At 59.2% G+C, this 18,047-nt stretch carries 22 protein-coding genes; 11 read left to right on the top strand and 11 right to left on the bottom strand.

Annotated elements, in window-relative coordinates; genetic code table 11:
- The first annotated feature begins 17 nt into the window (after positions 1-17).
- Together CKW20_RS24045 and tldD are read left to right on the top strand one after the other, a co-directional pair.
- A complete protein-coding gene (locus CKW20_RS24045) occupies positions 18-872 on the top strand; it encodes a carbon-nitrogen hydrolase family protein (RefSeq protein ID WP_095055124.1) in 855 nt (284 codons plus the stop codon).
- A 12-nt stretch (positions 873-884) separates the two neighbouring features.
- Entirely contained in the window at positions 885-2,327 is a 1,443-nt protein-coding gene (gene tldD / locus CKW20_RS24040) for a metalloprotease TldD (RefSeq protein ID WP_095055123.1), read from the top strand.
- Between the two features lie 59 nt (positions 2,328-2,386).
- Here tldD and yjgA read toward each other — a convergent pair whose 3' ends face one another.
- Positions 2,387-2,911 carry a ribosome biogenesis factor YjgA gene (gene yjgA, locus CKW20_RS24035; protein WP_008026892.1) on the bottom strand — a complete coding sequence of 175 codons (525 nt, stop codon included), beginning with the start codon at positions 2,909-2,911 and terminating at the stop codon, positions 2,387-2,389.
- A gap of 108 nt (positions 2,912-3,019) precedes the next feature.
- On the opposite strand from yjgA, the gene pmbA reads away from it, so the two are divergent.
- The 6 genes from pmbA (at position 3,020) to CKW20_RS24005 (ending at position 8,643) form a co-directional block, all read left to right on the top strand.
- Positions 3,020-4,366 (top strand): metalloprotease PmbA, encoded by a 1,347-nt coding sequence (gene pmbA, locus CKW20_RS24030; protein WP_095055122.1) that lies wholly within the window; start codon positions 3,020-3,022, stop codon positions 4,364-4,366.
- 241 nt (positions 4,367-4,607) lie between these two features.
- Positions 4,608-5,003: a FagA protein gene (locus CKW20_RS24025; protein ID WP_095055121.1), complete on the top strand. Its 396-nt coding sequence runs from the start codon at positions 4,608-4,610 to the stop codon at positions 5,001-5,003.
- Entirely contained in the window at positions 4,996-6,372 is a 1,377-nt protein-coding gene (locus CKW20_RS24020; protein WP_095055120.1) for an aspartate ammonia-lyase, read from the top strand. Before CKW20_RS24025 ends, CKW20_RS24020 begins: the two co-directional genes overlap by 8 nt.
- Positions 6,373-6,399: 27 nt before the next feature.
- Positions 6,400-6,840 carry a hypothetical protein gene (locus tag CKW20_RS24015; protein WP_095055119.1) on the top strand — a complete coding sequence of 147 codons (441 nt, stop codon included), beginning with the start codon at positions 6,400-6,402 and terminating at the stop codon, positions 6,838-6,840.
- Position 6,841: 1 nt separating this feature from the next.
- Positions 6,842-7,453, top strand: a complete 612-nt coding sequence (locus CKW20_RS24010) for a superoxide dismutase (RefSeq protein ID WP_095055118.1) — start codon at positions 6,842-6,844, stop codon at positions 7,451-7,453.
- A gap of 296 nt (positions 7,454-7,749) precedes the next feature.
- A complete protein-coding gene (locus CKW20_RS24005; RefSeq protein WP_095055117.1) occupies positions 7,750-8,643 on the top strand; it encodes a ZIP family metal transporter in 894 nt (297 codons plus the stop codon).
- A 10-nt stretch (positions 8,644-8,653) separates the two neighbouring features.
- Here CKW20_RS24005 and CKW20_RS24000 read toward each other — a convergent pair whose 3' ends face one another.
- The 10 genes from CKW20_RS24000 to CKW20_RS23955 all read right to left on the bottom strand — a co-directional run bounded on the left by CKW20_RS24000 (position 8,654) and on the right by CKW20_RS23955 (position 15,686).
- Entirely contained in the window at positions 8,654-8,926 is a 273-nt protein-coding gene (locus tag CKW20_RS24000) for an HPr family phosphocarrier protein (RefSeq protein ID WP_095055116.1), read from the bottom strand.
- Positions 8,927-8,941: 15 nt separating this feature from the next.
- The gene (rapZ, locus tag CKW20_RS23995; RefSeq protein WP_007901528.1) at positions 8,942-9,799 is read right to left on the bottom strand and encodes an RNase adapter RapZ; all 858 of its coding nucleotides are present in this window, start codon (positions 9,797-9,799) and stop codon (positions 8,942-8,944) included.
- Positions 9,800-9,801: 2 nt separating this feature from the next.
- Positions 9,802-10,266, bottom strand: coding sequence for a PTS IIA-like nitrogen regulatory protein PtsN (gene ptsN / locus CKW20_RS23990; RefSeq protein WP_007901530.1), 465 nt, complete (start codon positions 10,264-10,266; stop codon positions 9,802-9,804).
- A gap of 12 nt (positions 10,267-10,278) precedes the next feature.
- Complete coding sequence (hpf, locus tag CKW20_RS23985) at positions 10,279-10,587, bottom strand: ribosome hibernation-promoting factor, HPF/YfiA family (protein WP_095055115.1); 309 nt, start codon at positions 10,585-10,587, stop codon at positions 10,279-10,281.
- Between the two features lie 79 nt (positions 10,588-10,666).
- The gene (locus CKW20_RS23980; protein ID WP_095055114.1) at positions 10,667-12,160 is read right to left on the bottom strand and encodes an RNA polymerase factor sigma-54; all 1,494 of its coding nucleotides are present in this window, start codon (positions 12,158-12,160) and stop codon (positions 10,667-10,669) included.
- Between the two features lie 186 nt (positions 12,161-12,346).
- Complete coding sequence (gene lptB, locus CKW20_RS23975; protein ID WP_030128011.1) at positions 12,347-13,072, bottom strand: LPS export ABC transporter ATP-binding protein; 726 nt, start codon at positions 13,070-13,072, stop codon at positions 12,347-12,349.
- Positions 13,072-13,620, bottom strand: a complete 549-nt coding sequence (gene lptA, locus CKW20_RS23970; protein ID WP_095055113.1) for a lipopolysaccharide transport periplasmic protein LptA — start codon at positions 13,618-13,620, stop codon at positions 13,072-13,074. Before lptA ends, lptB begins: the two co-directional genes overlap by 1 nt.
- Complete coding sequence (lptC, locus tag CKW20_RS23965; protein ID WP_095055185.1) at positions 13,607-14,179, bottom strand: LPS export ABC transporter periplasmic protein LptC; 573 nt, start codon at positions 14,177-14,179, stop codon at positions 13,607-13,609. The genes lptA and lptC overlap by 14 nt, the downstream gene beginning before the upstream one ends.
- A gap of 7 nt (positions 14,180-14,186) precedes the next feature.
- Positions 14,187-14,711 (bottom strand): HAD family hydrolase, encoded by a 525-nt coding sequence (locus CKW20_RS23960; RefSeq protein WP_095055112.1) that lies wholly within the window; start codon positions 14,709-14,711, stop codon positions 14,187-14,189.
- Positions 14,712-15,686 carry a KpsF/GutQ family sugar-phosphate isomerase gene (locus CKW20_RS23955; RefSeq protein ID WP_095055111.1) on the bottom strand — a complete coding sequence of 325 codons (975 nt, stop codon included), beginning with the start codon at positions 15,684-15,686 and terminating at the stop codon, positions 14,712-14,714. It lies immediately after the preceding gene.
- Positions 15,687-15,962: 276 nt separating this feature from the next.
- Between CKW20_RS23955 and CKW20_RS23950 the strand changes: the two genes are divergently transcribed.
- From CKW20_RS23950 to mlaD, 3 genes are read left to right on the top strand one after another with little or no spacing between them, the layout of a single operon-like run.
- A complete protein-coding gene (locus tag CKW20_RS23950) occupies positions 15,963-16,772 on the top strand; it encodes an ATP-binding cassette domain-containing protein (protein ID WP_095055110.1) in 810 nt (269 codons plus the stop codon).
- The gene (gene mlaE, locus CKW20_RS23945) at positions 16,772-17,569 is read left to right on the top strand and encodes a lipid asymmetry maintenance ABC transporter permease subunit MlaE (protein ID WP_095055109.1); all 798 of its coding nucleotides are present in this window, start codon (positions 16,772-16,774) and stop codon (positions 17,567-17,569) included. The genes CKW20_RS23950 and mlaE overlap by 1 nt, the downstream gene beginning before the upstream one ends.
- Positions 17,569-18,036, top strand: a complete 468-nt coding sequence (gene mlaD / locus CKW20_RS23940; RefSeq protein WP_095055108.1) for an outer membrane lipid asymmetry maintenance protein MlaD — start codon at positions 17,569-17,571, stop codon at positions 18,034-18,036. The genes mlaE and mlaD overlap by 1 nt, the downstream gene beginning before the upstream one ends.
- Positions 18,037-18,047 lie beyond the last annotated feature (11 nt).

Here is an 18,047-nt window from a genome sequence, read left to right as displayed (position 1 = left end):
CAAGTAAGGAATAGGCCATGTCTGTAGCGGTGATTCAAATGGTCAGCCAGAGCGACGTGCTGGTCAATCTGGCCCAGGCCCGTCGTCTGCTTGAGCAGGCGGCGACCGGTGGCGCGCGGCTTGCCGTGCTGCCGGAAAACTTCGCCGCCATGGGCCGTCGCGACATTGCCGACATCGGCCGCGCCGAAGCCTTGGGCGAAGGCCCGATTCTGCCGTGGTTGAAACAGACCGCCCGCGACCTCAAGTTATGGATAGTGGCCGGCACATTGCCGTTGCCGCCGGTGGATCAACCGACGGCCAAGGTGCATGCGTGCTCGTTGCTGGTCGATGACCAGGGCGAAACCATTGCACGGTATGACAAGCTGCACCTGTTCGACGTAGATGTGGCGGACAATCGCGGGCGTTATCGCGAATCCGATGACTATGCTTATGGCAGTGGCGTGGTGGTTGCCGACACGCCCGTCGGTCGAGTCGGCCTGACGGTGTGTTACGACTTGCGATTTCCGGAGCTTTACAGTGAATTGCGTGCTGCCGGCGCGGAATTGATTACCGCACCGTCGGCCTTTACCGCGGTAACCGGCGCGGCCCATTGGGACGTGTTGATTCGCGCACGGGCCATCGAGACTCAGTGTTACCTGCTCGCGGCCGCCCAGGGTGGGACGCATCCGGGGCCACGAGAAACCTTTGGTCATGCCGCTATCGTCGACCCATGGGGGCGTGTGCTGGCACAACAGGATCAAGGCGAGGCCGTGCTGCTGGCCCAACGCGACAGCAGCGAACAGGCGTCCATCAGGGCGCGGATGCCGGTGTCCACTCACCGGCGATTTTTCTCGCAGGGCGCCCAGCGACCTGCATCAGAACGACGAATTTAAGGCGTAAAGCATATGAGCGAGTTGTTGTCCTCCGTCAGTGAACACCTCCTGGCGCCCGGCGGCGTAACAATCGAAAGCCTGCAAGGTGTGCTCGGCGATCTGGCCGGCCCGGGCATCGATGCCGCCGACCTGTATTTCCAGGGGCAGATTTCCGAGTCCTGGGCACTGGAAGACGGGATCGTCAAGGAAGGCAGCTTCAACCTCGACCAGGGTGTCGGCGTGCGTGCGCAATCGGGCGAAAAAACCGGTTTCGCCTACAGCAATGCAATCACCCTCGAAGCCTTGGGCGCGGCGGCCCGTGCGGCCCGTTCGATCTCCCGGGCCGGGCAGAATGGCAGCGTGCAGGCGTTCACCACCCAGGATGTCGCCCAGTTGTACGGGCCGGACAACCCGCTGGAAGTGCTGACCCGTGCCGAGAAAGTCGAGCTGCTCAAGCGTATCGACGTGGCGACTCGCGCCCTCGACCCGCGTATCCAGCAAGTCACCGTGAGCATGGCTGGGGTCTGGGAACGGATTTTGATTGCTTCCACCGACGGCGGCCTGGCGGCGGATGTGCGACCGCTGGTGCGTTTCAACGTCAGCGTGATCGTCGAGCAGAACGGTCGTCGTGAACGCGGCGGTCATGGCGGTGGCGGTCGTACCGACTACCGCTATTTCCTCAGCGATGACCGCGCCATGGGTTATGCCCGCGAAGCGTTGCGTCAGGCACTGGTGAATCTGGAAGCGATCCCGGCCCCGGCCGGTACGTTGCCGGTGGTGTTGGGTTCGGGTTGGTCCGGCGTGTTGCTGCACGAAGCCGTCGGCCATGGTCTGGAAGGCGATTTCAATCGCAAGGGCAGTTCGGCCTACAGCGGGCGCATGGGCGAGATGGTTGCCTCGAAGCTCTGCACCATCGTCGATGACGGCACCCTCGCCGGGCGCCGTGGTTCGCTGAGTGTCGACGACGAAGGCACGCCGACCGAGTGCACCACGCTGATCGAAAACGGCGTGCTCAAAGGTTACATGCAGGACAAGCTCAATGCGCGCCTGATGGGCGTGGCCCGTACCGGTAATGGTCGGCGCGAATCCTACGCGCACTTGCCGATGCCACGCATGACCAACACCTACATGCTGGCTGGCGAAAGCGACCCGGCGGAAATCATTGCCTCGGTAAAAAAAGGCATCTATTGCGCCAACCTCGGCGGCGGTCAGGTGGACATCACCAGTGGCAAATTCGTGTTCTCCACCAGCGAGGCATACCTGATCGAAGACGGCAAGATTACTGCCCCGGTCAAAGGTGCGACATTGATCGGCAACGGGCCGGAAGCCATGAGCAAGGTGTCGATGGTCGGTAACGATCTGGCGCTGGACAGCGGTGTGGGAACGTGTGGCAAGGATGGGCAGTCGGTGCCGGTGGGTGTCGGCCAGCCAACGCTGAAAATCGACGCGATTACCGTGGGTGGCACGGGCGCGTAAGGGCTCTTGAAAAAGTGGAGCTTCGGGTGAACCGCCAGGCGGCTCACCCGATTCGGGACTTAACGCAGACCGCGTTGAGTCTCGTCCAGCTCACGGATGTACTTGAAGATTTTACGGCTCGAAGCCGGTGGCTTGTTGGTCGCCAGTTCGTGCTGGGCCTGACGGATCAGGGAGCGCAATTGCTGACGATCAGCTTCCGGGTAGTCGAGCACGAACTTCTCCAGGACTGCATCGTCGCCCGCGATCAAGCGATCGCGCCAGCGTTCCAGGCCATGAAAACGTTCGTTGTACTGCCGAGTGGAGGCATCCAGTTGATCGAGCAGAGTCAGAATGGCGTCAGTGTCCTGATCGCGCATCAGTTTGCCGATGAACATAAGGTGCCGTTTACGCGCGATATTCGCGGTGTGCTTGGGGGCATCGCCCAGAGCCCGGCGCAAAGCGTCGGTCAACGGCAGTTTTGCCAGCAAGTCAGGCTTGAGCGTTGTAAGGCGCTCGCCGAGGTCAACCAGAGCATGAAGCTCGCGTTTAACCTGGGATTTGCTTTTTTCTCCCGTATCGAGGGAGTCGTCGTAAGAATCAACCATGGTGGCCGTCCGCAAAGAAACGCCGCCATGATAACCAGTCGGGGGCCGCTTGTCCGGCCCGGTCGCTCGAAGGCCCCAGCCGAAAGCAGAATTTGAGTGGAGAACAGCATGAGTGCAGTTGAAAGCGTCGGCCCACAAGCGTTGCCGGCACTGCAAGAACAAGTCGAGCAGATCATCGCTGAAGCCAAGCGCCAGGGCGCCAGTGCCTGTGAAGTGGCGGTGTCGCTGGAGCAGGGCTTGTCGACCACGGTGCGTCAGCGGGAAGTCGAAACCGTTGAGTTCAATCGCGATCAGGGCTTTGGCATCACCTTGTATGTGGGGCAGCGCAAAGGCTCGGCCAGCACCTCGGCCAGCGGTTCGGAAGCCATTCGCGAAACCGTCGCCGCCGCGCTGGCCATTGCCAAGCACACCTCCGAAGATGAAGCCTCGGGCTTGGCGGATGCCGCGCTGATGGCCAAGGATCTGCAGGATTTCGACCTGTTCCATCAATGGGACATTACCCCGGAGCAAGCCATCGAGCAGGCCCTGGCCTGTGAAGCGGCGGCGTTTGCCGCCGACAGCCGGATCCAGAACGCCGACGGCACGACCCTCAGCACTCACCAGGGTTGCCGGGTTTACGGTAATAGCCACGGTTTTATCGGCGGTTACGCGTCGACTCGTCACAGCCTCAGCTGCGTGATGATTGCCGAAGCCGATGGCCAGATGCAGCGCGATTACTGGTACGACGTAAACCGTCAGGGCAACTTGCTGGCCACTCCGGAGAGTATCGGCCAACGTGCCGCGCAACGGGCGGCGAGCCGTCTGGGTGCGCGTCCGGTGCCGACTTGCGAAGTGCCGGTGCTGTTTTCCGCGGAACTGGCCGGTGGCTTGTTCGGCAGTTTCCTCTCGGCGATCTCTGGCGGCAGTCTGTACCGCAAATCGTCGTTCCTCGAGGGCACCCTGGGGCAGAAGCTGTTCCCGGAATGGCTGACCCTCGATGAGCGTCCGCACTTGATGCGCGCCCTGGGCAGTTCGGCCTTCGACGGCGATGGCCTGGCGACCTATGCCAAGCCGTTTGTGGAGAATGGCGAGTTGGTGTCCTACGTGCTCGGTACCTATTCTGGCCGCAAACTAGGCATGCCGAGCACCGCCAATGCCGGCGGCGTGCATAACCTGTTCGTCACCCACGGCGACGAAGACCAGGCAGCCTTGCTGCGCCGCATGGGCCGCGGCCTGTTGGTGACGGAGCTGATGGGCCAAGGCCTGAACATGGTCACCGGCGATTACTCCCGTGGTGCAGCGGGTTTCTGGGTCGAGAACGGTGAAATCCAGTTCGCGGTGCAGGAAGTGACCATCGCCGGCAACATGCGCGACATGTTCAAGCAGATCATTGCGGTCGGTAATGACCTGGAACTGCGCAGCAACATTCGCACCGGTTCGGTATTGATCGAGCGGATGACGGTGGCGGGTAGCTAACCTCCGCTCGCTGTACAAAAAGGCGCGCCATCTATCGGATGGCGCGCCTTTTTTATTGGGCTCACACAACCCCCGTAGGAGCGGGCTTGCTCGCGAAAGCGGTATATCGAGCGACATCAATTGACTGTACCGCCGTCTTCGCGGGCAAGCCTCGCTCCTACAGGATCCGCTTTACTCTGGCTCTTGTTTTGGTTCTCATTATCATCTAATAATAAATCTCATTACCGAATGAGCCCGGATCATGAGTTCTGCCTTGCACGAGCAGCCTTACCTTGAAAGCTGGCGCTGGATGAGTCGCCAGATCCGTTGCGCCATGGACCCTGACGAGCCGCGCCTGATCGAGCATTACCTGGCCGAAGGCCGGTATCTGGCGTGTTGCACGGCCACCTCTCCCTGGACCATCGCCGAAACCTCTTTCCGTTTGCTGCTCGACACTGCCGTCGATGTCGCGCTGCCCTGGCACTGGCGCAGCCTGTGTCTCGACCAGGCTTGGCGGCCGTTGCGCGATCTCGAACGGCAATCACTCTGCGGTTGCCGCCTCAAGCGCTGGCAAAGCTATGCCTGGCAATTGGCGACCTGCGAGTTGCAACCCTCGATTCCTCTCATAGAACTGGTGCAAGGATCTCCTGATGAATAACACACGTATCGAACGCGACAGCATGGGCGAGTTACAGGTCCCGATTGATGCTTTGTATGGCGCACAGACCCAGCGCGCGGTGGATAACTTCCCGATCAGCGGCAAACCGATGCCCGTGCAGTTCATCCGGGCGTTGATTCTGGCCAAGGCTGCGGCCGCCCGAGCCAACGTCGAGCTCAAACAGATCAGCGAATCCCAAGGCAAGGCGATCGTCGATGCGGCTCAAGGCCTGCTCGAAGGCGACTTCATGCAGCACTTCCCGGTGGATATCTTCCAGACCGGTTCCGGCACCAGTTCCAACATGAACGCCAATGAAGTGATCGCCACCCTGGCCAGCCGCTTGTTGGGCGAGCCGGTGAATCCCAACGATCACGTCAATTGCGGCCAAAGCAGCAACGACATCATCCCGACCACCATCCATGTCAGCGCCGCATTGAGCTTGCATGAGCAGTTGCTGCCGGCGCTGGTGCATCTGGTGCAGGTGATCGAGCACAAGGCCGAGCAGGTTCATCCGTTCGTCAAAACCGGGCGTACCCATTTGATGGACGCCATGCCCGTACGTATGAGTCAGGTGCTCAATGGTTGGGCGCAACAGCTCAAGGCCAATATCGGTCACTTGCAGGATCTGCTGCCAAGCCTGCAATCCCTGGCCCAAGGCGGCACGGCAGTGGGCACCGGGATCAATGCCCATCCGGAATTTGCGGCGCGTTTCAGCCAACAACTCAGCCAACTGACCCAGGTGCAGTTCACGCCGGGCAAGGACCTGTTTGCGCTGATCGGCTCGCAAGACACGGCGGTCAGCGTTTCAGGGCAGCTCAAGGCCACAGCGGTTTCCTTGATGAAAATCGCCAATGACCTGCGCTGGATGAATTCCGGCCCGTTGGCCGGGCTCGGTGAAATCGAGCTCGAAGCCTTGCAGCCGGGCTCGTCGATCATGCCCGGCAAGGTTAACCCGGTGATCCCGGAAGCCACCGCGATGGTCGCCGCTCAAGTGATCGGCAACGACACGGTGATCACCGTCGCCGGCCAGTCGGGTAATTTCGAGTTGAACGTCATGCTGCCGATCATCGCCCAGAACCTGCTGAGCAGTATCGAGTTGCTGGCCAACGCCAGCCGTCTGCTGGGCGACAAGGCTATCGCCAGTTTCAAGGTCAACGAGGCCCGGCTCAAGGAAGCGCTGTCGCGCAATCCGATTCTGGTCACTGCACTCAACCCGATCATTGGTTACCAAAAAGCCGCTGAGATTGCCAAGAAGGCTTATCAGCAGGGCCGACCGGTGATCGATGTCGCCCTGGAATACACCGACCTGACGCGCAGCCAACTGGAAGAATTGCTCAACCCAGAGAAGCTCACCGCAGGCGGCGTGTAATCACTGCTACCGCTTTGGAGGCTCACCATGGAGCACTGGAAACGCACGATCGAAAGAGCAAATCGCTGTTTCATGCTGGGCGAGCTGGTCGATGCCCGCGAGGCTTATTTGCAGGCATTGGCTTTGGCTCAGGTGTTGTTCGAGCGCTGGGCGGATGCCGACGAAGCGGTGGCGGCTTGCGTGATTTCCCACCATAACCTGGCGGACCTGCACTTGCGTCTGAACCAGCCGGAGGAGAGCGCCGAGTACCTGTGCGCGATCCATCAACGGCTGTTGCAGACCATGCAGAACCCACGACTGGCGCCGGCTTTGCGTGAAGCCGCGCTGCGCCAGAGCAGCAAAACCTATGTCGAGCTGCTGAATTTCATCAGCGATCACGGCGAGTATCCGCGCACCCACCGTTTGCTGCACACCGACACCGCTTCGCCCTCGCATCAGCCTGCGCCCTTACAACATGGAGTTCATTGAAATGGCTTTTACCCTGCCTGCCTTGCCGTACGCCTACGACGCCCTGGAACCGCACATCGATGCGCAGACCATGGAAATCCACTACACCAAACACCACCAGACCTACATCAACAACCTCAACGCTGCAGTCGAAGGCACTGAATTTGCTGAATGGCCCGTGGAAAAACTGGTGGCGGCTGTCCAGCAATTGCCGGAAAAACTTCGTGCGGCGGTGATCAATCAGGGCGGTGGGCATGCCAACCATTCGTTGTTCTGGGAAGTCATGGCGCCCAGCGGCGGTGGCCAGCCTGAAGGTACGCTGGCCAAGGCGATCGACGAGCAACTGGGCGGCCTCGACAACTTCAAGGAGGCCTTCACCAAAGCCGCGCTGACCCGTTTTGGTAGCGGTTGGGCCTGGTTGAGCGTGACGCCGCAAAAGACCTTGATCGTTGAAAGCAGCGGCAACCAGGACAGCCCATTGATGAGCGGCAATACGCCAATTCTCTGCCTGGACGTTTGGGAACACGCTTATTACCTGCGCTATCAGAACCGCCGTCCGGAATACATCAATGCGTTCTACAACGTGATCAATTGGCCCGAAGTCGCCACGCGTTATCAGGCTGCGCTGGTTTAGGGGGCGTTCTCAACTAGTTTCCCCTCCGCGCCGGGTCTGCTGTTGTGCAGGGCAAGGCGCGAGAAGCGTGGTTTGGTCATTCCAAATAAGCTTCGAGCAACGCAGCCCTGCACAACAGCAGGCCCGGCCCTTCGGGTTGTGCCTTAAAACGGGCCAGCCTGCGTTGCAGGCCTTGGAAAGGGAACAACCATTCCCAGCAGCCTGCGCCTTGCCTGGCCCGCTTTAAGGCGACAACGCGGAGGGGGAACTAGTTGAGAACGCCCCCTAAGTCTCTATAAAACAATCCAGGGCTGACTATGGGCACTGAAACACTGGCAGTCGGAAGTGGACGGATGTTTCGTTACGCACTGGGATCGCTGTTACTGCTGGCGGGCATGACGTTATTGGCTGCCCAAGGGCTGAGCTGGCTGGACCTCGAATCGAAACTGCAGCGTGCCCTGCAAGGCGGGGTGATTTGTGCCTTGGGCACGGCTTTGGGCGCGGTGCCGGTGCTGGTGATTCGGCAGATGCCTCAGGTAGTCAGCGACATATTGCTCGGTTTCGGGGCCGGAGTGATGCTCGCTGCGACGGCGTTTTCGCTGATCGTGCCGGGCATTGCCGCGGCTGAAAATCTCGGCCTGACGCCTTGGGCGGCGAGCGGCCTGATCAGTTTCGGCATCATGCTGGGCGCATTCGGGCTGTTTCTGGTGGATCGCAAGGTGTCCGGCGCTACGCCGGAAATGCTCGTGGGGGCACTGGAGCGATCGGTAATTGCACCGCGAATCTGGTTGTTTGTGTTCGCCATCATCGCCCACAACATCCCCGAAGGCATGGCAGTCGGTGTCTCGGCCGGTGGTGGCATGCCTGACGCCGACAGCCTGGCCATGGGCATTGCCTTGCAGGATGTACCGGAAGGGCTGGTGATTGCGTTGGTGTTGGCCGCAGCAGGGATGTCGCGGGTCAAGGCGTTCCTGATCGGAGCGGCGTCAGGTTTGGTCGAGCCGGTCTTTGCGCTGTTGTGCGCCTGGCTGGTGAGCCTGGCCGAACTGCTGTTGCCTTTGGGGCTGGCACTGGCGGCCGGTGCAATGCTGCTGGTGGTGACTCACGAAGTCATACCCGAATCGCGCCGCCATGGTCACGATAAACTGGCCAGCCTTGGGCTGCTGATCGGGTTTTGTCTGATGATGGTGATGGATACAGCGCTTGCCTAGAGCGCGAGGATTACTCGCCTTCATCGAAGAAGTTGTTGATCAACGCTACCAGTGCATCCAGCGCTTCCTGCTCTTGTTCGCCTTCAGTGCTCAGGTGGATTGTGGTGCCCTTGCCAGCGGCCAGCATCATCATGGCCATGATGCTTTTGCCGTCCACCACGGATTCAGGCGTGCGTCCTACCCTGATCTGGCAGGGATACTGACCCGCCACTCCAACGAATTTGGCAGACGCGCGGGCATGCAGGCCCAGCTTGTTGATGATTTCGATTTCCAGAGCAGGCATCGCGATGTGAATCCTTTAGCTGAGGTCGCGGTGGCGAACCTGGACGTTCTTCAGGGTTTTTTGCAGGACCTGACCCAGACGTTCGGTCAGGTAGACAGAGCGGTGATGCCCGCCGGTGCAGCCAATGGCAATGGTGACATAGGCGCGGTTACTGGCGGCAAAGCGGGGCAACCACTTGAGCAGGTAGGAGGAAATGTCCTGGAACATCTCTTCGACGTCCGGCTGTGCCGCCAGGTACTCGGCCACCGGTTGATCGAGCCCGGATTGTGCCCGCAGTTCCGGTTTCCAGTAAGGGTTGGGCAGGCAGCGCACGTCGAACACCAGATCGGCGTCCACCGGCATGCCACGCTTGAACCCGAAAGATTCCACCAGGAATGCAGTACCGGGCTCCGGCTGATTCAACAGGCGCAGCTTGATGGTATCGCGTAGCTGATACAGGTTCAGATTGGTGGTATTGACCTTGAGGTCGGCCAGATCGGCGATAGGCCCCAGCAGATTGGTTTCGTCCTGTATCGCCTCCGCCAATGAGCGATTGGCGCTGCTCAGTGGGTGACGACGGCGAGTTTCCGAAAAGCGTTTGAGCAAGGTTTCTTCGTCGGCGTCCAGGTACAGCACGTCGCACTGGATATGCCGGCCGCGGACTTCTTCCAGCAGTTCGGGAAACCGTGACAGGTGACTTGGCAAGTTACGTGCATCGATGGACACGGCCACCAGCGGTTGTGCCAGTTCGGTGTGAATCAGCGCGCGTTCGGCCAGTTCCGGCAGCAAGCCGGCAGGCAGGTTGTCGATGCAGTAATAGCCGTTGTCCTCGAGCACATCGAGGGCGGTGCTTTTACCTGAGCCGGAACGGCCGCTGACGATGATCAGGCGCATGATTAGTGACCGTTCTGCTCGTCCAGGACAACCTGATACAAGGCTTCGTTGCTCGGGGCGCTGCGCAGTTTTTCACGCACTTCCTTGCGATCCAGCATGCTGGCGATCTGACGGAGCAATTCCAGGTGTGCATCGGTGGCGGCTTCCGGGACCAGCAGCACAAACAGCAGGTCAACCGGGGCACCATCAATGGCGTCGAAATCGATAGGGGCTTCCAGGTGCAGCAGCGCACTGATTGGCGAGGTGCAGCCTTTGAGCCGGCAATGGGGGATGGCGATGCCGTTGCCGAAACCGGTAGAACCGAGTTTCTCACGGGCAATCAGAGCCTCGAAGACGTCCTGCATTTCCAGATCCGGCACTTCGCGGTGGATAAGGTTGGCAATTTGCTCGAGGGCTTTCTTTTTACTGCCACCCGGCGCGTTCACTTGGGAACGGCCGGGGGTCAGGATGGTTTCTAGTCGGATCATGGGTTGGGAGTGTTAACGACCGGTCGCGCCCTGGAGGAGGCTCTGGGTCTTTTCCTTATGCTTTTTGAGTTGGCGATCCAGCTTGTCGGTCAGCAGGTCGATGGCGGCATACATGTCCGTATGCTCGGCATTGGCGACCACTTCTCCACCGGGGATATGCAGCGTGGCTTCGATTTTCTGCAGCAGCTTCTCGACGTTCATCGTGACTTGCACGTTGGTGATCCTGTCGAAATGCCTCTCTAATCGGTCGAGTTTTTCGCCGATATAGGTGCGCAGGGGTTCGGTCACTTCCAGTTGGTGTCCACTGATGTTGACTTGCATACAGCTTCTCCTTCGTTGCCAGTGCATAAAGCGGCAGGCAGAAATGCCTGCCACTGGAACGCTGTGGCGAGCCCGGCGGCTACATCAACCGCTTCCGTTCGCTGGAAGGCGCGATCCCCAAAGATTCGCGGTACTTGGCGACGGTACGACGGGCTACCTGAATGCCTTGTGCCTCCAGTAAACCAGCGATCTTGCTGTCACTCAACGGCTTTTTCTGATTTTCCGCGGCAACCAGTTTTTTGATGATCGCGCGGATCGCCGTGGACGAGCATTCACCGCCTTCGGAGGTGCTGACGTGGCTGGAAAAAAAGTATTTCAATTCATAGATGCCCCGTGGGGTATGCATGAACTTTTGCGTGGTCACCCGTGAAATCGTCGATTCGTGCATGCCCACCGCTTCGGCGATGTCGTGCAGTACCAGCGGTTTCATGGCTTCGTCGCCGTATTCAAGAAAACCGCGCTGATGCTCGACAATCTGGGTAGCCACTTTCATCAGGGTTTCGTTGCGGCTTTGCAGGCTCTTGATGAACCAGCGAGCTTCCTGCAGCTGATTGCGCATGAAGGTGTTATCAGCGCTGGTATCGGCACGGCGTACGAAACCGGCGTATTGGGCGTTGACCCGCAGGCGTGGCACCGACTCCTGGTTCAATTCCACCAGCCAGCGCTCGTTGTCCTTGCGCACGATCACGTCGGGAACGACGTATTCGGCTTCAGTGGACTCGATCTGTGAGCCCGGGCGCGGGTTGAGGCTCTGGACCAGTTCGATGACCTGGCGCAGTTCATCTTCCTTGAGTTTCATGCGGCGCATCAGCTGGCTGTAATCGCGGCTGCCGAGCAGGTCGATGTAATCGGTGACCAGGCGCTTGGCTTCGGCCAGCCATGGGGTCTTGGCGGGCAGTTGACGCAGTTGCAGCAGCAGGCATTCACCAAGGTTGCGGGCGCCGATGCCAGCGGGTTCGAATTGCTGGATGCGGTGCAGGACGGCTTCGATTTCGTCCAGTTCGATGTCCAGTTCCGGGTCGAATGCATCGAGGATTTCCTCGAGGGTTTCGTCCAGGTAGCCCTGATTATTGATGCAATCGATCAGGGTCACGGCGATCAGGCGATCGGTGTCAGACATCGGTGCCAGGTTCAATTGCCAGAGCAAATGGCTTTGCAGGCTTTCACCGGCCGACGTACGCGTGGTGAAATCCCACTCGTCGTCATCGTTGCTCGGCAGGCTGCTGGCGCTGGTCTGGTAGACGTCTTCCCAGGCCGTGTCGACGGGCAATTCGTTGGGAATGCGCTCGTTCCAGTCACCTTCCTCGAGGTTATCCACCGTCGGGGCGGTTTCCTGGTAGGAGGGTTCCTGAATGTCGGCATTGGGTTTCTGTTCGGCGCTATCGGCCAAGGGGTCGGCGTTATCGAAGTCGTCGCCTTCTTCCTGGCGTTCGAGCATCGGATTGGACTCCAGGGCCTCCTGGATTTCCTGTTGCAGGTCCAGGGTCGACAATTGGAGCAGGCGGATGGCCTGTTGCAGCTGCGGTGTCATCGTCAGCTGCTGGCCCATTCTCAAGACTAGCGATGGTTTCATGGCAGGGGCTTAACACCTTAATTCGCCGGCGCACATGCGCCATCCACTACAGGGCGCCGAAGCGCCAAACATAAGCAAATTATATGCCTGAAACTGAAGTGTTTGCCTAGAGTGCTGTAACAATAAAAACTTATTGATTTTTTACTATTACAGCGCTGTGGGCGACTGGGCCAGGCACCTCAGCGCTTACAGTCGGAACTCATGGCCCAGATACACTTCCTTGACCAGTTCGTTGGCCAGGATGGTGGCGGAGTCACCTTCGGCGATCAACTGTCCGTCGTTGACGATGTAGGCCGTTTCGCAGATATCCAGGGTTTCGCGGACGTTGTGGTCCGTGATCAGCACACCAATGCCTTTGGCCTTGAGGTGATGGATGATCTGCTTGATGTCGCCCACCGAAATCGGGTCTACGCCGGCGAAGGGTTCATCGAGGAGGATGAATTTCGGGTTGGTAGCCAGGGCCCGGGCGATTTCCACACGGCGGCGTTCACCACCGGACAGGCTCATGCCGAGGTTGTCGCGGATGTGGTGGATGTGAAATTCCTGCAGCAGGCTTTCCAGCTCTTGGCGACGACCGGCCTTGTCGAGTTCCTTGCGGGTCTCGAGGATGGCCATGATGTTGTCGGCCACCGACAGTTTGCGGAAGATCGACGCTTCTTGCGGAAGATAGCCGATACCCGCCTTCGCACGACCGTGCATCGGCTGGTGGCTGACGTCCAGGTCATCGATCAGTACACGGCCCTGATCGGCCTGTACCAGGCCGACAATCATGTAGAAACAGGTGGTTTTACCGGCACCGTTAGGGCCAAGCAAGCCGACGATCTGACCGCTGTCGATGGACAGGCTGACGTCGCGCACGACCTGGCGGCTCTTGTAGCTCTTGGCCAGATGCTGAGCTTTCAGAGTTGCCATTACTGGGCCTTTTGCTCGTCGGTTTTCTTCTTCGGCTGGATCACCATGTCGATGCGAGGACGCGTCTCGGTGACCTTGTTACCCGTGGCGCGACCGGCGCTCGCAAGCTTTTTGACCGTGTCGTAGACGATTTTCTCGCCTTGGGTGACGTTGTTGTCTTTGTCGATGACTTTGGCGCGATCAATCAGAACGACACGGTTTTGCGAGGCGTGGTACTGGATGGTGACGCCGTAGCCCTGAACCGGCTTGGTGTCGCCTGCCGTTTGCAGTTGCTCGAAGTAGGCGAGGTTGCCCACCGAAGTCACCACGTCGATGTCGCCGGCTGGAGTGCGGGTGATGGTCACGGTATTGCCGGTGACCTTCATCGAGCCCTGGGTGATGATCACGTCACCTTTATAGGTGGCAACGCCATTCTTGTCGTCCAGTTGGGCATCGTCGGCCTGAATGCGGATAGGCTGCTCTTGATCGTTCGGCAGAGCCCAGGCGCTCACGCTTCCCAGTGCTGCGCCCAGACTGAGCAAAATAGGGAGAGTTTTAACGAGCCTCATACTGTCCTCTTACGTTCGATAGCAGGTGTATCCTGCTTTCTTTCAAGTACGCTTTCATTCCGTTGCCTGTCGATACACCGCCAGCGCCATCGATTCTAACGGGTTGATCGGTCTGCGCATATTGCTGCTGCGGGAACACTGTCATACGGGTGGTGGTAATCAGGGTCTTGCGGTTTTTTTCGTCGAAACGCGTGATACGTACCGAGTCAATCAGCTCGACCTGAGTGCCGTCCGGGTTGACTTCGCCGCGCTCGCTCTGGACGTGCCAGGGGAATTCGGTGCCACGGAACATGTTCAGGTCAGGATTGGTCAGCAACGTCACTTCGGTCGCTTTCAGGTGTTCGACCTTGTCCGACGTCATCTCGTATTGCAGTTTGCCGTCGGGCAGGTATTGCACGCTGTGGGCGTTGACGGCGTAATAGTCGATCGCGCTTTCATCGACCTTCACCACCGGCTTGTCGAGGAAGCGTTCCGGGCTGATGTTCCAATAGCCGACCGCTGCAAAAATCGCTGCGATGCAACCGAACACCAGGATGTTGCGAATCTTTTTGCTCAGCATGATGGGCTCACAGGTACGCGGCATTGGCCGCATCGAGGTGGCCCTGGGCGCGCAGGATCAACTCGCAGAATTCCCGAGCGGCACCCTCGCCACCGCGGGCCTGGGTGATGCCATGGGCGTGTTCGCGCACAAAACTGGCAGCGCTGGCCACCGCCATGCCAAGGCCGACGCGGCGAATCACCGGCAGGTCTGGCAAGTCGTCGCCGAGGTAAGCCACTTGTTCATAACTCAGGTTGAGTTGGGCAAGAAGCCCATCGAGCACCACCAGTTTGTCTTCTCGGCCCTGGAACAGGTGTGGAATGCCGAGGTTCTTCGCGCGCCGTTCGACCACCGGCGTTTTGCGGCCGCTGATGATCGCGGTTTGCACGCCGGCAGCCATCAACATCTTGATGCCCTGGCCGTCGAGGGTGTTGAACGTCTTGAATTCGCTACCGTCTTCAAGGAAGTACAAGCGCCCGTCGGTCAGTACGCCATCGACGTCGAATACCGCCAGTTTGATCTGTTTGCCACGTTGCAGCAGGTCCGTGCTCATTTAGATTACTCCCGCACGCAGCAAGTCGTGCATGTTCAAGGCGCCGACCGGGCGGTCTTCGCTGTCGACCACTACCAGTGCATTGATCTTGTGGTCTTCCATGATTTTGAGCGCCTCGGCGGCGAGCATCTCGGCGCGGGCGGTCTTGCCATGGGCGGTCATCACTTCGTCAATGGTCGTGCTGTGAATATCAATGGTGCGGTCCAGAGTGCGTCGCAGGTCGCCGTCGGTGAAGATCCCGGCGAGTTTCCCATCCGTGCTCAGCACGACGGTCATGCCCAGCCCCTTGCGGGTCATTTCCATCAAGGCATCCTTGAGCAGCGTGCCGCACGTCACTTGCGGCAACTCGGTGCCGGCATGCATGACGTTTTCCACTTTCAGTAGCAAGCGGCGGCCAAGGGCACCCCCCGGGTGGGAAAAAGCGAAATCTTCAGCGGTAAAGCCACGAGCCTCAAGCAAGGCAACGGCGAGAGCGTCACCCATGACCAGCGCAGCAGTGGTCGATGAAGTAGGTGCCAGATTCAGCGGGCACGCTTCGTGTTCGACGCTTACATTGAGGTTGACTTCCGCAGCCTTGGCCAGCGGCGACTCGGGGTTGCCAGTCAGGCTGATCATTTGAATGCCCTGGCGCTTGATCAGCGGTAGCAAGGTGACGATTTCGTTGGTAGACCCGGAGTTCGACAGCGCCAGAATGATGTCATCACGGGTGATCATGCCCATGTCGCCATGGCTGGCCTCGGCCGGGTGCACGAAGAAAGCCGTGGTGCCGGTGCTGGCCAGGGTGGCGGCAATCTTGCTGCCGATATGCCCCGATTTGCCCATGCCGACCACGACCACGCGGCCTTTGCTGGCCAGAATCATCTCGCAAGCACGTACGAAATCTGCATCGATATGGGGTAGCAAGCCTTGTACGGCTTCCAGTTCGAGGCGGATGGTACGTTGTGCTGATTGAATCAGGTCGCTGGATTGGTTCATGTCGGAAATCGAATAGCCTGATGAAAAGGCGGCGATTATAACGGTAATGATCAAAACCCTCACGCAAGTTCGTCGCGGTTTGTCATTCCTTGTTACCGAATCTCTCTAAATAGATGATTTCAGGCGGTCATGATGCTGAACGTACCCGGCTTGGGCCTTGGGCGCTTGGCCTTTGCAGTGATATAGTTCGCCGCCAGTTCGGCCTGCCCGGGGAGGTATGTGCTTTCGCCAGAAAGCCAGGCGTCCGAGTGAGAGGCTGCATCGCAAGGAGTTTAGATGAGCGCCGATAACGCCTACGCGGTCGAGCTGAAGGGACTGACCTTCAAGCGCGGTACGCGCAGCATTTTCAATAACGTCGATATTCGTATCCCGCGCGGCAAGGTCACCGGCATCATGGGGCCTTCCGGGTGTGGCAAGACCACGCTGTTGCGGCTGATAGGCGCACAATTGCGCCCCACCAGCGGCGAAGTCTGGGTCAACGGCCAGAACCTGCCAACGTTGTCGCGCAGCGATCTGTTCGATGCGCGCAAGCACATGGGTGTGTTGTTTCAGAGCGGCGCGCTGTTTACCGATCTTGATGTGTTCGAGAACGTCGCCTTTCCGCTGCGTGTTCATACCGGGCTGCCGGAAGAAATGATCCGCGACATTGTCCTGCTCAAGTTGCAGGCTGTGGGCCTGCGTGGTGCCATCGACCTGATGCCTGACGAATTGTCCGGCGGCATGAAGCGTCGTGTCGCGTTGGCCCGGGCAATTGCTCTCGATCCGCGAATCCTCATGTATGACGAGCCCTTTGTCGGCCAGGATCCGATCGCTATGGGCGTGCTGGTACGCCTGATCCGCCTGCTCAACGATGCGCTGGGCATCACCAGCATCGTGGTTTCCCACGATCTGGCCGAGACCGCGAGCATCGCCGACCACCTCATTGTGGTAGGTGACGGGCAAGTGTTGGGCCAGGGCGCGCCCAAGGATTTGATGAAGTCGGACGAGCCACGTATTCGTCAATTCCTGACGGGCGAACCCGATGGTCCGGTCGCCTATCATTTTCCAGCGACGGATTACCGCGCAGATCTTCTGGGGAAGCGCTGATGCGCAAGATTTCACTGATAGAAAGAGTGCGCCGCTTCGGCTACGCCGGCATCGATGTGCTGGCGGTATTCGGGCGTTCGGCGTTGTTCCTGTTTCATGCCTTGCTCGGTCGTGGCGGCATCGGCGGTGGTTTTGGCCTGCTGGTCAAGCAACTGCATTCCGTGGGCGTGATGTCCCTGGTGATCATTGTCGTCTCCGGGATATTCATCGGCATGGTGCTGGCGCTGCAAGGCTTCAACATTCTGTCCAGCTACGGTTCGGAGCAGGCCGTCGGGCAGATGGTTGCGCTGACGCTGTTGCGTGAACTGGGTCCGGTGGTCACAGCCTTGCTGTTCGCCGGGCGCGCAGGTTCCGCCCTGACCGCCGAAATCGGCAATATGAAATCCACCGAGCAATTGTCCAGTCTGGAGATGATCGGGGTCGACCCGCTCAAGTACATCATTGCCCCGCGCCTGTGGGCCGGCTTCATTTCCCTTCCTGTGCTGGCGATGATCTTCAGCGTGGTGGGTATCTGGGGCGGTTCGTGGGTGGCAGTCGACTGGCTGGGTGTCTATGAAGGCTCTTACTGGTCGAACATGCAAAACAGCGTGACGTTTGTCGACGATGTGCTCAATGGCATTATCAAAAGCATGGTTTTTGCCTTCGTCGTAACCTGGATCGCCGTATTCCAAGGCTATGATTGCGAGCCCACCTCCGAGGGGATCAGTCGTGCCACTACCAAGACCGTGGTGTATGCCTCTTTGGCTGTACTCGGCCTGGACTTTATTCTGACCGCCTTGATGTTTGGAGATTTCTGATGCAAAACCGCACCCTGGAAATCGGTGTCGGCCTTTTCTTGCTGGCTGGCATCCTGGCTTTGCTGTTGCTTGCGTTGCGGGTCAGTGGCCTGTCCCCGAGCGCCACCACCGATACTTATAAACTTTATGCGTATTTCGACAATATCGCCGGTTTGACGGTCAGAGCTAAAGTGACCATGGCCGGTGTGACCATCGGCAAGGTCACGGCGATCGATCTGGACCGCGACAGCTTCACTGGCCGGGTGACCATGCAACTGGAAAAGCGCGTGGATAACCTGCCGACTGATTCCACTGCATCTATCCTGACCGCTGGCCTGTTGGGCGAGAAGTACATCGGTGTGAGCGTCGGTGGGGAAGAAACCCTGCTCAAGGAGGGTGGAACCATCCACGACACGCAGTCGTCGCTGGTGCTCGAGGACCTGATCGGTAAATTCCTGCTCAATACCGTTAGTAAAGACGCCAAATGAGGAGCTTTTAA

Source organism: Pseudomonas sp. Irchel s3b2, assembly GCF_900187445.1.
Classification (GTDB): domain Bacteria; phylum Pseudomonadota; class Gammaproteobacteria; order Pseudomonadales; family Pseudomonadaceae; genus Aquipseudomonas.
Note: the sequence above shows the minus strand (reverse complement) of the source record. Positions and strands in the feature narration are given on the sequence as shown.

Bases quoted from the DNA above. Each gene is read 5' to 3' on its own strand.
- CKW20_RS24045 (WP_095055124.1), top strand. From the start codon at position 18: ATGTCTGTAGCGGTGATTCAAATGGTCAGCCAGAGCGACGTGCTGGTC.
- tldD (WP_095055123.1), top strand. From the start codon at position 885: ATGAGCGAGTTGTTGTCCTCCGTCAGTGAACACCTCCTGGCGCCCGGC.
- yjgA (WP_008026892.1), bottom strand. From the start codon at position 2,911: ATGGTTGATTCTTACGACGACTCCCTCGATACGGGAGAAAAAAGCAAA.
- pmbA (WP_095055122.1), top strand. From the start codon at position 3,020: ATGAGTGCAGTTGAAAGCGTCGGCCCACAAGCGTTGCCGGCACTGCAA.
- CKW20_RS24025 (WP_095055121.1), top strand. From the start codon at position 4,608: ATGAGTTCTGCCTTGCACGAGCAGCCTTACCTTGAAAGCTGGCGCTGG.
- CKW20_RS24020 (WP_095055120.1), top strand. From the start codon at position 4,996: ATGAATAACACACGTATCGAACGCGACAGCATGGGCGAGTTACAGGTC.
- CKW20_RS24015 (WP_095055119.1), top strand. From the start codon at position 6,400: ATGGAGCACTGGAAACGCACGATCGAAAGAGCAAATCGCTGTTTCATG.
- CKW20_RS24010 (WP_095055118.1), top strand. From the start codon at position 6,842: ATGGCTTTTACCCTGCCTGCCTTGCCGTACGCCTACGACGCCCTGGAA.
- CKW20_RS24005 (WP_095055117.1), top strand. From the start codon at position 7,750: ATGGGCACTGAAACACTGGCAGTCGGAAGTGGACGGATGTTTCGTTAC.
- CKW20_RS24000 (WP_095055116.1), bottom strand. From the start codon at position 8,926: ATGCCTGCTCTGGAAATCGAAATCATCAACAAGCTGGGCCTGCATGCC.
- rapZ (WP_007901528.1), bottom strand. From the start codon at position 9,799: ATGCGCCTGATCATCGTCAGCGGCCGTTCCGGCTCAGGTAAAAGCACC.
- ptsN (WP_007901530.1), bottom strand. From the start codon at position 10,266: ATGATCCGACTAGAAACCATCCTGACCCCCGGCCGTTCCCAAGTGAAC.
- hpf (WP_095055115.1), bottom strand. From the start codon at position 10,587: ATGCAAGTCAACATCAGTGGACACCAACTGGAAGTGACCGAACCCCTG.
- CKW20_RS23980 (WP_095055114.1), bottom strand. From the start codon at position 12,160: ATGAAACCATCGCTAGTCTTGAGAATGGGCCAGCAGCTGACGATGACA.
- lptB (WP_030128011.1), bottom strand. From the start codon at position 13,072: ATGGCAACTCTGAAAGCTCAGCATCTGGCCAAGAGCTACAAGAGCCGC.
- lptA (WP_095055113.1), bottom strand. From the start codon at position 13,620: ATGAGGCTCGTTAAAACTCTCCCTATTTTGCTCAGTCTGGGCGCAGCA.
- lptC (WP_095055185.1), bottom strand. From the start codon at position 14,179: ATGCTGAGCAAAAAGATTCGCAACATCCTGGTGTTCGGTTGCATCGCA.
- CKW20_RS23960 (WP_095055112.1), bottom strand. From the start codon at position 14,711: ATGAGCACGGACCTGCTGCAACGTGGCAAACAGATCAAACTGGCGGTA.
- CKW20_RS23955 (WP_095055111.1), bottom strand. From the start codon at position 15,686: ATGAACCAATCCAGCGACCTGATTCAATCAGCACAACGTACCATCCGC.
- CKW20_RS23950 (WP_095055110.1), top strand. From the start codon at position 15,963: ATGAGCGCCGATAACGCCTACGCGGTCGAGCTGAAGGGACTGACCTTC.
- mlaE (WP_095055109.1), top strand. From the start codon at position 16,772: ATGCGCAAGATTTCACTGATAGAAAGAGTGCGCCGCTTCGGCTACGCC.
- mlaD (WP_095055108.1), top strand. From the start codon at position 17,569: ATGCAAAACCGCACCCTGGAAATCGGTGTCGGCCTTTTCTTGCTGGCT.